We start from the raw sequence: 14,034 nt of genomic DNA, 5'->3' as shown, positions 1-14,034 counted from the left end.
TCAGTCCTTTGTTCAAATTTTTATACGTTTTGTGCTTCAACTTTTTCAAGGGTTTCTTCAGTAATCGGTTGATTGGTTTCTTCTGCGTAATTAAGTGCATCCATTTTTTTAGCAAACGGTAAATAGATAAAGAAACTCATCGTCAGTACCACTACTTGAAGCAACGCTGCTTGCCAACCACCAACTAAAAGTCCAGAAATGATTGGAGGAGTAGTCCAGGGAACTTGTACCGCAGTAAAGAGAGGAACCAGTCCTGTGTACAAGGCAAAATATGTCACAACAGAAGAAACAATCGGTGTGATAATGAACGGCACAGCCATGATTGGGTTCATCACGATAGGTGTAGCAAAGACAATTGGCTCGTTAATATTGAAAACAGCTGGCCCAATTGAAAGCCGACCTAATTGCTTAAACTGAGCTGATTTGGCAAAGAAAACCATGAACACGACTAACCCGATTGTCATGCCCGCACCAGTGACCGTTAAAAATTGATCTAAAAATTGTTGTGTAACAATATGGCCACCATTAGCCAGTGTTAAGTCTTTTCCTGATTTCAAAATTTCGGTGTTTTCTAAAGAGTTTGCTTGTAAAATAGGACCCATGATGCCGCCAACGATTGTTGACCCGTGAACACCGAAAAACCAAAAGAGCGGAATGACAAAACCTAATAGTAATGCGCCACCTAGTGAATCTGTGACTCCTTGAAGTGGTGATTGTAGCACTTCGTAAATAAAGTCAAAGAATGTCGTATTGAAGACTTTATCTAGAAGAATGAAAATTAGCATTGCACCAGTTACAATGACGCTGGCAGGAATTAACGCAGTAAAGGAATTGGCCACATTTTCTGGTACAGCTTCTGGTAATTTGATACGAATATCATGACGTAAAAACCAACTATATACAACGCCGACTAACAAACCAACAATAATAGCTGTAATCATCCCTTTGCCAGCTGTCCAATCTTTGTTGATGACATTGCCAACTACTGCGCCAGAAACCGCATCTTTGACTTCAGATGACATAAACAAAATGAAAACCACCATGGCAATCATGCCCGCTGGGAGGCCTTCAAATCCCTCGCTTTTTACATATGAGTAGGCAATACCGATGACCGCAAATAAAGACATAATCGCAAAAGATGCACCATATGCTTGATTGAAATAAACAGCCAGACCGCTTGCGTTAACCCATTCAGAAATAGCTGTAACTGGGAAATTCGCTAATAGAAGAAACACGGAACCAACAATGGTAAAAGGCATCGTGTAAAGCATCCCGTTCCGTAAGGCAGTAATTGCTTTGGTATTGACGAATTTTAGTACTGGAGGTAATAATTTCTCGTTAATCCATTCGTTCATAAAAATCTCTCCTTTGAAGAATAATATAAATGCAAATGTATCCGTTTACACATTTACTATATAAGGTTATTTGAAGAAAAAATAGACTTTTGCCTGAATGAGAAACATGTACCAAGAAAAAAAACAAAAAAACTCATGCTGTTTTAGACAGCATGAGCTTTTGTGAAAAACAACTAGAAAGGTGTTTCATCTAGTTCCTTTAAAAGTTGACTTGCTTGATGAGCTAGGAGTTCAATTAAAGCAATGACAGGGATTTGAGTGGTTGTATTGACTGATTTATCTGCAAATGGAGAACGTTCGTCGGGCATATAATAGGAGATGTTGTAGTCAGCCAAGCGGGCAATAGTTGAATGTTGATTGTTGGTAATGCTTAGTACTTTGGCGCCAGCTGTTTTAAAGTCGGTCATTTGTTTAATCATTTCATTGGTTTCCCCAGATACAGACAGAATCAAGGCTAATGTATTTTCAAATCCGCGCTTGGGGATAGGCGTAAAGGGGTCAGCAATACTGTAAGAATTGATATTTAAGTTGGCAAAATAACGACTGCCATAACTACCTAAAATTCCGCTAGTACCAATGCCAGTAAAGGCAACGTGACGTGCTTGAACAATCATTTGAATTGCTGGACGAAGCATTTCGTAATAGGTTTCTTGGTTTAATTTTTTCAAAAAAGCATCGACGTGAACTGTGGCATCATAAAAATTTTCAAACGTTTGTGTTTGTTTGGCTTCTTCTTTCACTGCATATTTTAATTCGGAAAAACCAGCATAGCCCATTTTGTTACAAAATCGTAGAATCGTTGAGGTGGAGACATGACAGGAAGTAGCCAGTTGGCGAATGGTCTGTTGAGGGATTTGGTGCAGGTGTTCCAATACATAATGGTAAACGAGCATTTCTAATTCATTCAAGGTCTGAACCTTCTCTAAATCAAACAAAGTAATCCTCCTTTATATAAAAACTGAATATGTTATTTTTTTGTGTAAATCAAATAAACCAATTCTTATTTTTCTTGAAAAAAATGTAAAATAACTCAATAAAAAGTTTCTTATTTCCTATTTTACAAAAAGTAGCCCAATTATCCTAGTTTTTCTCTTTTTTCTTTTAAAAATAACAATGCGCACCCCTAGAGTTTTTTGAGAAAACAAGCTAAAATAGATAAGAAGAGAAAAGGAGGCGTTGATGTGGCACGGGAAGTAATTTTATTTATTGCAGCGAGTATTGATGGTTTCATTGCGGATAAAGCGGGCGGTGTTGCTTGGTTAGAAGAGAATATTCGTGGCGATGAAGAAGATCGTAGTTACGATGAAATGTATAAAAAAATAGACACTGTGGTAATGGGGCGGACTACTTATGATCAAGTGACACAAGAATTGTCCCCAGATGTGTATTTTTATGAAGACAAGCATTCTTATATCATTACCTCTCATCCAGAACCATCAACTGCTTCAAGAACTTTTACCAAGGAAGATCCAGTCACATTAATTCGTCGTCTCAAAGAAGAAGACGGCGCGGGAATTTGGATTGTTGGAGGCCCAAAAGTGGTTCAACCGCTTTTGGCAGCTGATTTAATTGATACCTTCATTTTGACGACAATACCACTGTTTCTGGGTGAGGGCATTGCTCTATACGAGACAATGGCTCAATCAATCCCAGTTCGTTTAAAACAGGTTTATCAAAAAAATGAGTTGGTTTATTCGATTTATCAACGTGAAAACAAAAATTAAAAAATAATTATTCGGTTGGGCAAGTTGCTTTCAAGGTTTTGAGTTTCTCATAGGGCGAGAGGAACAAAGCAACAGTTGTCTAGCCGTTTGTGTTGTTTTTGATTGACAAAGAAATGGTAGAGGAGAAAAAAATGAAACATCAGATCAAAAGAAGGTTGTATATTTCACCTGTTCAAACAATTGTCTTAGGCTTTTTTCTATTAATTGTTGTAGGCACGATCTTATTAATGATGCCTTTTTCTGCACAAGCTGGACAAAAAACGCAATGGATTGATGCTTTTTTCGTGGCAACTTCCGCCGTCTGTGTTACAGGGCTTTCGCCTTTGAATACGGCGGAACATTGGAGTCCTATCGGGCAAGTTATTATTATGATTTTGATTGAATTAGGCGGCTTAGGCTTTTTAACCGTTGCCACGATTTTCTTTAGTTTGCTGCGGAAAAAAGCGTCACTAAGTGTACGGATGTTGTATCAAGAAGCGTTAAATGTTAGTGAAGTTTCCGGAGTTTTTCGTTTAATGAAATATATTATGAAGTTTGCGGCCATTATTCAATTACTTGGAGCCTTCTTGTTGTCCTTTCAATTTGTGCCAACAGTTGGGTGGAAAAAAGGGTTGTTTTTTAGTCTCTTCCATGCCGTTTCGGCATTTTGTAATGCTGGCTTTGATTTGCTAGGGGATAGTATGGTTCCTTATCAAAATTCGCCTTATCTTTTACTAGTCATTAGCTTTTTAATTATAGCTGGTGGTTTAGGATTTATTGTGTGGCGCGATATTTTTACAATGATTAAAGGCTATAAAAATAAAATTAAGCACCGTGTTAGTATTCATACACGCCTTGCTTTAACGGTGACCGCCACCTTTTTAGTCTTAGGGACCGTTATTTTTTACATTTCAGAATATCGCCATTTTCCAGCTGACATGTCTTTTTGGCAGCGTCTTGTCAACAGTTGGTTCTTGTCGGTTACACCAAGAACGGCTGGCTTTTATTCAGTTGATTATTTGAAAATGAGTAATCCAGGCCTGATTGTCACGATTTTGTGGATGTTTATTGGTGGCACTTCAGGATCAACCGCTGGCGGCTTGAAAACCACTACGTTTGGTGTGCTATTTTTACAATTTCGTGCAATTTTTAAAGGGAAACAGCGAGTGGAATTCCATGAACGCACAATTCCTGAGCGAGTAGTGCTCCAAGCGTTTACTTTGTTCTTCTTGGCAACTTTTTTATGTGTAACTGCTTCGGTTATTCTCTCGTTTACAGAAACATTACCTTTAAAAAACGGGATTGAGTATATTGTTTTTGAAGTGATTTCTGCATTTGGAACGGTCGGTTTAACAATGGGGTTAACACCAGATTTAACTGTTTTTGGTAAACTGGTGATTATTTTTCTAATGTTCGTCGGTCGTGTGGGTGTGTACACGGTGTTATTGTCATTAATTAAGAAAGGCTTGGAAAGTCAGTCGAAAGTTCAATATCCAAAAGAATCAGTGATGATTGGTTAATAGAGAAAGAGGGAAATAGAATGGAATTTTTAGGTATTTTATGTTTGATTTTAATTACAACGACTTTAGCAGGTGTTGCTTGTAAAAGAGTAGGAATTCCTGCAGTAATTGGGCAATTGCTAGTAGGGATTGTGTTAGGTCCAGCGATGTTAAATATTGTGCATCAAGATGTGTTTGTGCATGACTTTTCAGAAATTGGTGTCATTATGCTGATGTTTATTGCTGGAATGGAATGTGAATTGGAATTATTGAAAAAATATGCGAAACCTAGTGTCATGGTTGCTATTTTGGGCATCGTTTTACCGGTTGGTTTTACTATGTTGATTGGTCAGCTGTTTGCTTTTTCTTGGAAAGAAGCTTTTTTCCTTGGGTTAGTTTTAGCAGCAACGTCGGTCAGCATTTCAGTAGAAGTATTAAGAGAGTTGAATGTTTTAAGTAGTAAAGAAGGTGCAACGATTCTTGGGGCTTCTGTCGTTGACGATATCGTGGTCGTGATTATTTTAAGTGTTGCTGTCGGCATGATTGGTGCAAGTACAGGCGGCAATACAGAAGTCAGCTTTATTGTTAAGTTAATTGAACAAGGCTTATTCTTTATTGGGATTTTCTTTTTGGTCCGCTTTATCGCTCCCTATTTACTACGTTTAAGTCAAAAAATGAACATTGGGTCGTCTGTTATTATCATGTCATTGATTATCTGTTTGGGCATGGCTTATTTGGCTGATTTAGTTGGTTTAAGTTCTGTCGTAGGTGCCTTTTTTGCAGGGATTGCTGTGGGACAAACGGATGCAAAAACAGAAATTGATTTCAATATTGAAGCTATTGGCTATGCCGTGTTTATTCCCGTCTTCTTTGCCAGCATTGGCTTATCAGTGACATTTAACACGTTAGGAAAAGATTTACCTTTTATTTTGGTAATGACGATTATGGCGATTTTAACGAAATTACTGGGCGGCGCCTGGGGAGCGAAAATGGTTGGTTTCTCCAATACAAGTTCTTTAATGGTCGGTGCTGGGATGGTTTCGCGTGGGGAAATGGCATTAATCATTGCGCAAATTGGTTACCAATCTAAATTACTTTCAGAAGCGTATTATACGAGCATGATTGTGGTAATTATCTTAACGACCTTAGTTGCACCGTTCTTATTGAAATACTTTGTTAAAAAACAAGAATCTGCGTTGCAATAAAAAAAGATGAGCAGAAGTTGTTGACAAAAAAATAAAATAGCTATATGATGAGTTCAAGATAAACGACTACGTTTGTAGTCAATAATCTTGAACTCTTTTTTTATTGATGAAGGAGGAATTTAACGAGTATGGCAAAAGATAAATTAGCGACAATTACTGATGCAGAGTGGGAAGTCATGCGGGTTATTTGGACCCAAGGCAAAACCACGAGTCGTGAAGTGCATACACTTTTAAATGAGAAGAAAGAATGGAAATCAACGACCGTCAAGACGTTACTAAGTCGTTTAACAGATAAAGGGTTAGTTGGAACGGAGAAAGTAGGCAATAAATATATTTATTATCCGCTAGTAGAAGAACGTCGGAGCGTTGAAACGGTGGCAGATGAACTTTTAGCCAAAGTGTGCAGCCGTAAAGTTGGTTCCGTGGTGGAAACAATTTTAACAGAGAGTCAGTTGAGTTATGACGATTTGGATCGATTAGAGGAACTCTTGAAAGAGAAGCGCAAGACGGCGGTTGAATCCGTCCCTTGCAACTGTATTCCTGGTCAATGCCAATGTCATTTAATTTAAAAAGGAGTGAAAAAAATGGAAAGTAAAACGTTTGATATTGAAGGGATGAGCTGTGCTTCCTGTGCCCAAACGATTGAAAAGGCTACGGCGAAGTTACCTGGGATGGCAAAGGCAAGTGTCAATTTAGCTACGGAAAAATTAAGTGTCACGTATGATCAGACGGAAGTCACAGAAGAAGAAATTAAGGAAGCTGTGTCAGATGCTGGCTACAAGGCGATTAGCCCAGCCCAGCAACGAACGTTTGCGATTGAAGGAATGAGTTGTGCTTCCTGTGCCCAAACGATTGAAAAAGCTGTGAACCAATTATCTGGTGTTCAACAAGCGATTGTTAATTTAGCCACGGAAAAACTGGTGGTTAGTTATGACGACCATCAAGTAACGAGTGCTGAAATTATCAAAGCAGTTACGGATGCAGGTTATCAAGCGACAGAAGAAGTCGCTGCAGGTGCAACAGCGGACCAAGATCGTGAAAAGAAACAAAAACATATTGCTGAGATGTGGCAACGTTTTTGGATCTCAGCGGTGTTTACAGTGCCCCTTCTTTATATTGCGATGGGACATATGGTAGGCTTACCATTGCCGGATTTTTTGAATCCAATGACACATGCGATGACCTTTGCAATGGTTCAATTGATTTTGACTTTACCCGTTCTATATGTCGGCAGAGAATTTTTCACAGTTGGTTTTAAAGCATTGTTTAAAGGGCATCCGAATATGTTTTCTTTGGTGGCTTTAGGAACCAGCGCTGCTTTTGTGTATAGTTTATATGGCACAGTCATGATATTTTTAGGAGACACAAGTTTTACAATGGCTCTTTATTATGAATCAGCGGGTGTTATTTTAACCTTAATTACATTAGGAAAATATTTCGAAGCTGTTTCAAAAGGGAAAACCTCAGATGCGATAAAAAAATTAATGGGTTTAGCGCCGAAAACTGCTCATATTTTACGTGATGGCGCAGAAATTGAAGTGCCAGTTGATGCTGTTCAGTTGGATGACATTGTGATTGTTCGCCCAGGAGATAAAATCCCTGTTGATGGAGTGATTGTTTCAGGCAGTAGTTCTGTGGATGAAGCCATGTTAACGGGCGAAAGTTTGCCTGTTGAAAAGAAAGTCGGTGATGCAGTAATTGGTGCTAGCATCAATAAAAATGGCAGCTTTCAATTCAAGGCGACAAAAGTGGGAAAAGAGACGGCCCTTGCCCAAATCATTCAATTAGTGGAAGATGCGCAAGGCTCAAAAGCGCCGATTGCACAATTAGCTGATAAAATTTCGGGTGTTTTTGTCCCAATCGTTATTGGTTTGGCTGTTCTTTCTGGCTTGGTTTGGTTCTTTTTAGGACAAGAGTCATGGATTTTCGCTTTGACAATTACCATTTCTGTGTTAGTGATTGCTTGTCCTTGTGCGCTCGGCTTGGCAACGCCGACTGCGATTATGGTGGGAACAGGTAAGGGCGCTGAAAATGGCGTTTTAATTAAAAGTGGGGATGCTTTAGAAACCACTCACAAAATTCAAACAATCGTGTTTGATAAAACAGGAACTATTACAGAAGGCAAACCGGTGGTTACGGATATTTTAGTTGCTGATTCAGCACTTTCAGAAGCTGAGTTACTAACATTAGCAGCTTCTGCAGAACAAGGATCAGAACACCCCCTAGGTGAAGCAATTGTGGGAGCGGCTAAAGAACGTCAATTGCCATTAGCAGAAGGAAGCGATTTTTCAGCGATTCCAGGTCACGGCATCCGTGTGACAGTCAACGAACGAGTCCTACTTTTGGGCAATATAAAATTAATGAAAGAAGAAGCCATCGAGCTATCAACGTTTGTTCAACAAGCGGATCGTTTGGCAGAAGAAGGGAAAACCCCAATGTTTGTGGCAAAAGATGGTTCGTTTGCGGGTATCATTGCGGTAGCAGATACTGTGAAGGATAGCAGTCAAACAGCCATTGCACGTTTGCATAAAATGGGGATCGAAGCCGTGATGATTACGGGAGACAACAAGCGTACTGCCGAGGCGATTGCAAAACAAGTAGGTATCGATCGTGTCTTAAGTGAAGTTTTACCAGAAGATAAAGCATTAGAAGTGAAAAAACTACAAGCAGAAGGCAAAAAAGTTGCGATGGTGGGTGACGGTATTAATGATGCACCAGCACTTGCCCAAGCAGATGTGGGGATTGCTATTGGTTCAGGCACAGATGTTGCAATAGAATCGGCCGACATTGTGCTAATGCGTAGTGATTTAATGGATGTGCCTACAGCAGTTGAATTAAGTAAAGCGACCATCAAAAACATCAAAGAAAATCTTTTCTGGGCATTTGCTTATAATACATTAGGTATTCCAGTGGCTATGGGTGTGTTACACTTATTTGGTGGACCTTTGTTAAGTCCGATGATTGCAGCAGCAGCTATGAGTTTTAGTTCAGTCTCTGTCTTACTAAACGCCTTACGATTGAAAGGATTTAAACCTTCGACGGTGAAAAGAACTAGTGGAAGTCAAAAATAAAATTGAAAAGGATGAAGTGAAATGGAAAAAACAGTAAAAATTGATGGGATGAAATGTGATGGCTGTGTTCAAGCGGTCACTGAAAAATTTAGTGGAATTGACGGCGTAACGAATGTTGCGGTTCACTTGGCAGATCAAACAGCCGTTGTGACAGCAGATCGTGAAGTAAGCCAAGATGAACTGAATACCACGTTGGCAGATACAAAATTCAAGGTTGTCAGCGAATAACAAAAAACAGGGCCTACCATCATGAGTAGGCCCTGTTTTTTTGTTATGGAAGTTTGGCTTTGATTTCCTGATAAATCTTAGTCGTTTCTTGACCATCACGCGCAGTATAATAATAAACTTTTTCCCGCGTTTCTATTTTCAGAATCGGATGACTTTTTGTATAAATTAGTAAATAAGCAGGTTTTCCAGCGACTTTAAATTCTCCTGCTAAGTAACTATCTGTCGCAGCACCCATTGTGCGAATGCGTTCTTGAGGTAAGTCATCAATCAAAGAAACAGCAGTGATGTGGTTAAAAGGAATTGACCTCGTTTTTGCTAATGGGGCAGATAACTCAATTTGTTTCTTTTCAATAGTTGCTTGAAAGGCATGACTAGAAAAATCATTTATAAACATTGGTACTGTGGCAAAGAACAGCACCGCAATCGTTAAAATACCAGTAGCGGCTAGAATAATTTTCCCAGCAGGCCGTCCTAGGTTAATAGATAAATTCATACCAATGCGATCAGGAACCATGATTTTGGGGTCCTTTGGATTGATATAAATCCCATACCGCCAATATTGATCGTCATCTCCATAGCGATAATCGCCAGCCTGTAAAACGAATTGATCTTGTTTTTTGCGCATTGAAAATAGGTAGTAGAAGAGAAAGCCTACATAAACAAACAAAAGAATAAAATAACAAAATGTAAGAGCCATCGCAACCGTATAATCAATTACAATTGTCAAAGTTGGTAAAATGGTTAGCGGTGCAAAAACTAAGGCGGATAAAACCATTAAAACAGACCAATGATGCCGAAATAAATCATTAATTTGCTGATTAATTTTTGAGTCACTAGTTAGCGGTTTGACAGGTAAGCGCGCGATAAAATAATAGCCGCCAATGAACAAACTTAACATCAAAACAGTAATTAAGAAAAGAATCCAGGAACCAATCGCCGTTTGCAAGGAATAAAAGCCCCCAGCAAAAGTAAGAATAATTGCAGGTAAAAACCACCAAAATGAAATAAGTTTCTGGTTTTTATTTAAAACTAATTGCGTATCGATTAAGAGAGGACGCTTAGGTAGCAACCAGCCGTTTTGCATTTTTAAAGCGGCCATTTTGCGAATATAAACGATTTGCAGATAGTAGCCACTGCCAATAAAACTAAATAAAAGTAACAGAAAAAGGAACAATAAAATCGAATCATAAGGAATAAATAACAAAGGTAAACTAAGAACACTAAAAACGGCTGCTAGTTGAACCAAGCGTTTTTTATAACGTTTTCGGATTGCTTGAACGCTGGGATCTTGTAGTTTATCTTCTGGTAAAGTGTTTTCCAAAATAATATTTTTGTGAGGATTTGCATAAATCCCCATAGTAAATGCCATAAAAAAAGCGACAGAAACTAGGATGAAATAAAAGAATACCGCCATTATAATGCACGCCCTTTCGAATCAAAATTTTGATAAATTTTCTGAATAAGTGCTTGGATTTCTGCTTCGGATTGCTGATGTAAAAAACTTTCAGCCAACAGAAGTTCTAAACGCTCATGCAATTGCTGTTGCCAAACAGCGGTAGCAGGTAACTTTGCGGCAATTTTGGTGCCGTTACGACGGTCAGTCACAATATAACCTGATTGCTTTAACTTATTATAAGCTTTTGAAACAGTCATCATATTGACCCCGATTTCGTCCGCCAATTGTCGGATAGAAGGCAAACTTTCATTGGGAACCAGTTCACCTTTGGCAATGCCTACAATGATTTGATCAATGAGTTGCTGATAGATGGGCTGTTCGCTTTGTTCATCTATTTCTAAAAGCATCGAATCACTCCTGTCTTATTTGTGTTATCTGTATTATATATCCTAATACAAAAAGAGTTGGAAAGCAAGGAATTTAGAGTAAATGGTTGTTTCTGTTTAAAGAGAAGCATATAATGAAGAAGAACGTAAAATGAAAGGACGATGAAAATATGACAGCAATTGAACCAAAATTAACAGAGAAATTCCATCAAGATTTCTTGAACAATAATAAACAAAATGCCTTACAACGTAGTGTAGTAAAAAATGGTATCAGCGCTTCAGGTGAATCTGTACAAGGAGCCGTGAATAACGTACCCGTCTTTTCAGTCGACTTAGCTACTGGAAAAGTGGCCAATCAAAAACAAAGCGGTCGCTGCTGGATGTTTGCGGCATTAAATACATTTAGACATAGAATGTTAAATGCGTTTCAATTAAAAGATTTTGAATTATCACAAAACTATACATTTTTCTGGGATAAATATGAAAAATCAAATTATTTCTATGAAAATATTATTGCAACAGCCGATCAACCGTTGACTAGTCGTAAAGTGGCCTTTTTATTAGCTACACCACAACAAGATGGTGGGCAATGGGATATGATCGTTTCAATTTTTGATAAATATGGCGTAGTGCCTAAAACGGCAATGCCTGAAAGCAGCAACAGTTCCAATTCACGTGATTTAAACAACTATTTAAATAAAAAATTACGCAAAGATGCAACAATTTTACGTAGTTTAATTGAAAAAGGCGCTTCTGCTGAAGAAGTCCAAAAAAACAAAGAAGCAATGTTACAAGAAATTTATAATTTCTTAGCAATCTCTTTAGGAACGCCGCCAGAAACCTTTGATTTTGAATACCGTGACGAAGAAAAAAATTATCATTTGGATCAAAATCTAACACCGCAAACATTCTTTGAAAAATACGTTGGCGTTAATTTACATGATTATGTAAGTATTATTAATGCTCCTACAGAAGATAAACCCTTCAACAAAACATACACTGTTGAAATGTTAGGGAATGTTGTCGGCGGCAAAGAAGTTAAATATTTAAATGTAGAAATGGCTGCTTTCAAAAAATTAGCTGCTGCACAATTGGAACAAGGCGAATCTGTTTGGTTTGGTTGTGATGTCGGACAATCTTCAACACGTGACACAGGAATTATGGCATTAGACGTTTACGATATGAACGATCTTTTTGATATTGATTTTACGATGACTAAAGCAGAACGTTTAGACTTTGGTGAAAGCTTAATGACACACGCCATGGTTTTAACAGGTGTTGATATCGTTGATGGTCAAACAACAAAATGGAAAGTGGAAAATAGCTGGGGCGAAAAAGTCGGTGAAAATGGCTTCTTCGTTATGAGCGATGCGTGGATGGACGAATACACTTATCAAATCGTTGTGCACAAAGATTTATTAACTGATGAACAGAAAAAAGCTTGGGAACAAGCGCCAACTGTTTTGGCACCTTGGGATCCAATGGGAGCATTAGCATAAAACAGAAAAAGAAGGCCCCCGCCGTCATGGCGGGGGCCTTCTTTTTACGTTGGGCGGCGAATTTCACGGATTTCGCCCAATGTTGTATAATCATTGCCTGCTAAACGAGCAATCGGTTGGAGTTTTTCAGGTAAAATGTACTGATGTTCTTCATCGAAAACGGCTGAATCAAAATAGAAATCGGTAATTTCTACAATGAATAAATCCGTAATAATTTGACCTTCATGGTTAGCAATAGGTACATATTGATGTAAGCGAGCTTCCATCCGAATCGGCGCGGCTTTGATTGCTGGAACAGCAACAGTCTGGCTGGCAATGGTTTCAATACCAAATGTGTCAATTTCACTGATCTCTGCTGCTAAAGGTGCCGAAGTCTGATTCATTTGAGTAAGAACGTCTTCGTTAACGAAATGGATGACAAGTTCTTTAGTAGCCAAGATGTTTCGTGCCGTATCTTTAGGCGCTTTGTCTGGTCGTAAAATGGATAACGTTGCTAAAGGAATTTCAGCTGCCGCCGCATTAAAGAAACTAAAGGGAGCAGCGTTGACGACACCTGTGGCTGTATCTTGTGTCGTAACCCAAGCGATTGGTCGAGGAATAATGCTTCCTGATAAAAATTTATACGCTGTTTTTGCAGATAACTCGTTACTATTGTAATGAATCATAGGAGCCTCCTAGAAAAATACTAATTTCGTTGAACATTCGCATCTGAAGTATCGAAAGGACGCACAAATTCTTCAATCCCTGCCCGTTTTGGTTCTAAAAATGGCGGTAATGATAATTTTTCGCCAGCGTGTTCATAGGTTTCATCCTCTAAAAATCCAGGACCATCGGTTGCCAGTTCAAATAAAACATGTGTTGCTGCCAAGAAATATTCAGATTTAAAGTAAAAACGTTCCACAAAGCCAGAATTAGGAAATTCCAAACGATTAATTTTTTCAATCCAGAAACGTAGTGCTTCCTCATCGGCAACGCGCAAGGCTAAGTGATGGACATTGCCGTAGCCTTCTTGAGCCGCTGGTAAATCTTCTCGATGCTCTACGATGATGCTGGCGCCATTCCCACCTTCACCAACTTCAAATAAATGGAAACTACCTTCAGCATCAATCAATTTGAATCCTAAAACTTCAGTTAAAACTAGTTGCAGATGTTCGTAATTTTCGACAGTTACAAAGGCTGGACCTAAGCCGATTAAAGCATGTTCACTAGGGACGTTAGATTTTTTCCAAGGCGTGCCAGCTGCAACACCTTGGTTCTTTTCATCAGAAATAAGTTGGTAACGTTGATTGTCAAAGTCTTCAAATTCTAAATACTTTTTACCAAAACGTTCTTGAATTTCTCCATGATCAATTGCATATTCATTAAAGCGTGATACCCAGTAATCCAAAGCATCATCATCTTTTACACGGAAGGAAGTACGAGAAATTGTATTGGTTCCTTTGGTTCCTTTAGGTAAGCCTGGAAAGTCAAAGAAAGTCATATCTGTTCCGGGAGAGCCGGCATCATCAGCAAAAAATAAATGATATGTTTCAATATCGTCTTGGTTGACAGTCTTCTTAATTAAACGTAGACCTAAAATATCGGTGAAAAAGTGATAAATTTTTTCAGCACTTGAAGTCATGGCAGTGACGTGGTGTAAACCTAAAATTTGTGTATTCATAATAAAAATCCTCCTAAAAGAAAAATAATTTT

At 38.5% G+C, this 14,034-nt stretch carries 13 protein-coding genes; 7 read left to right on the top strand and 6 right to left on the bottom strand.

Annotation, left to right across the window (positions count from 1 at the left end):
• Positions 1-20: 20 nt before the first annotated feature.
• Together genB and genR are read right to left on the bottom strand one after the other, a co-directional pair.
• On the bottom strand, positions 21-1,355 hold the full coding sequence (gene genB, locus IGI97_RS12525) for a PTS sugar transporter subunit IIC (protein ID WP_002355207.1): 1,335 nt from the start codon (positions 1,353-1,355) through the stop codon (positions 21-23).
• Between the two features lie 173 nt (positions 1,356-1,528).
• Positions 1,529-2,290, bottom strand: coding sequence for a MurR/RpiR family transcriptional regulator (gene genR, locus IGI97_RS12520; RefSeq protein WP_002355208.1), 762 nt, complete (start codon positions 2,288-2,290; stop codon positions 1,529-1,531).
• A 198-nt stretch (positions 2,291-2,488) separates the two neighbouring features.
• Between genR and IGI97_RS12515 the strand changes: the two genes are divergently transcribed.
• The 6 genes from IGI97_RS12515 to IGI97_RS12490 all read left to right on the top strand — a co-directional run bounded on the left by IGI97_RS12515 (position 2,489) and on the right by IGI97_RS12490 (position 9,061).
• Positions 2,489-3,079, top strand: coding sequence for a dihydrofolate reductase family protein (locus IGI97_RS12515; protein ID WP_016615451.1), 591 nt, complete (start codon positions 2,489-2,491; stop codon positions 3,077-3,079).
• Between the two features lie 131 nt (positions 3,080-3,210).
• Positions 3,211-4,578, top strand: a complete 1,368-nt coding sequence (locus IGI97_RS12510) for a TrkH family potassium uptake protein (protein WP_438738734.1) — start codon at positions 3,211-3,213, stop codon at positions 4,576-4,578.
• 20 nt (positions 4,579-4,598) lie between these two features.
• Positions 4,599-5,762 (top strand): cation:proton antiporter, encoded by a 1,164-nt coding sequence (locus IGI97_RS12505; protein ID WP_002355211.1) that lies wholly within the window; start codon positions 4,599-4,601, stop codon positions 5,760-5,762.
• Positions 5,763-5,890: 128 nt separating this feature from the next.
• On the top strand, positions 5,891-6,331 hold the full coding sequence (locus IGI97_RS12500) for a CopY/TcrY family copper transport repressor (protein WP_002355212.1): 441 nt from the start codon (positions 5,891-5,893) through the stop codon (positions 6,329-6,331).
• A 15-nt stretch (positions 6,332-6,346) separates the two neighbouring features.
• Positions 6,347-8,833 carry a heavy metal translocating P-type ATPase gene (locus tag IGI97_RS12495; protein WP_141435568.1) on the top strand — a complete coding sequence of 829 codons (2,487 nt, stop codon included), beginning with the start codon at positions 6,347-6,349 and terminating at the stop codon, positions 8,831-8,833.
• A gap of 21 nt (positions 8,834-8,854) precedes the next feature.
• Positions 8,855-9,061 (top strand): heavy-metal-associated domain-containing protein, encoded by a 207-nt coding sequence (locus IGI97_RS12490; protein WP_002355215.1) that lies wholly within the window; start codon positions 8,855-8,857, stop codon positions 9,059-9,061.
• 43 nt (positions 9,062-9,104) lie between these two features.
• On the opposite strand, the gene IGI97_RS12485 is transcribed toward IGI97_RS12490, so the two are convergent.
• On the bottom strand, positions 9,105-10,475 hold the full coding sequence (locus IGI97_RS12485) for a DUF5808 domain-containing protein (RefSeq protein WP_438738732.1): 1,371 nt from the start codon (positions 10,473-10,475) through the stop codon (positions 9,105-9,107).
• On the bottom strand, positions 10,475-10,864 hold the full coding sequence (locus tag IGI97_RS12480) for a GntR family transcriptional regulator (protein WP_002358356.1): 390 nt from the start codon (positions 10,862-10,864) through the stop codon (positions 10,475-10,477). The genes IGI97_RS12485 and IGI97_RS12480 overlap by 1 nt, the downstream gene beginning before the upstream one ends.
• 149 nt (positions 10,865-11,013) lie before the next feature.
• On the opposite strand from IGI97_RS12480, the gene IGI97_RS12475 reads away from it, so the two are divergent.
• On the top strand, positions 11,014-12,342 hold the full coding sequence (locus IGI97_RS12475) for an aminopeptidase C (RefSeq protein WP_002358357.1): 1,329 nt from the start codon (positions 11,014-11,016) through the stop codon (positions 12,340-12,342).
• A 44-nt stretch (positions 12,343-12,386) separates the two neighbouring features.
• Here IGI97_RS12475 and IGI97_RS12470 read toward each other — a convergent pair whose 3' ends face one another.
• Both IGI97_RS12470 and IGI97_RS12465 read right to left on the bottom strand, forming a co-directional pair.
• Positions 12,387-13,007, bottom strand: coding sequence for a flavin reductase family protein (locus IGI97_RS12470; protein ID WP_142961031.1), 621 nt, complete (start codon positions 13,005-13,007; stop codon positions 12,387-12,389).
• A 20-nt stretch (positions 13,008-13,027) separates the two neighbouring features.
• On the bottom strand, positions 13,028-14,002 hold the full coding sequence (locus tag IGI97_RS12465; RefSeq protein WP_002358359.1) for a ring-cleaving dioxygenase: 975 nt from the start codon (positions 14,000-14,002) through the stop codon (positions 13,028-13,030).
• Positions 14,003-14,034: the final 32 nt, after the last annotated feature.

Origin of the sequence: Enterococcus sp. DIV2419 (assembly GCF_051711865.1) — a bacterium.
GTDB lineage: Bacteria > Bacillota > Bacilli > Lactobacillales > Enterococcaceae > Enterococcus > Enterococcus faecalis.
The sequence above is the reverse complement of the archived record's forward strand: the minus strand, read 5'-3'. Positions and strand labels throughout refer to the sequence as shown.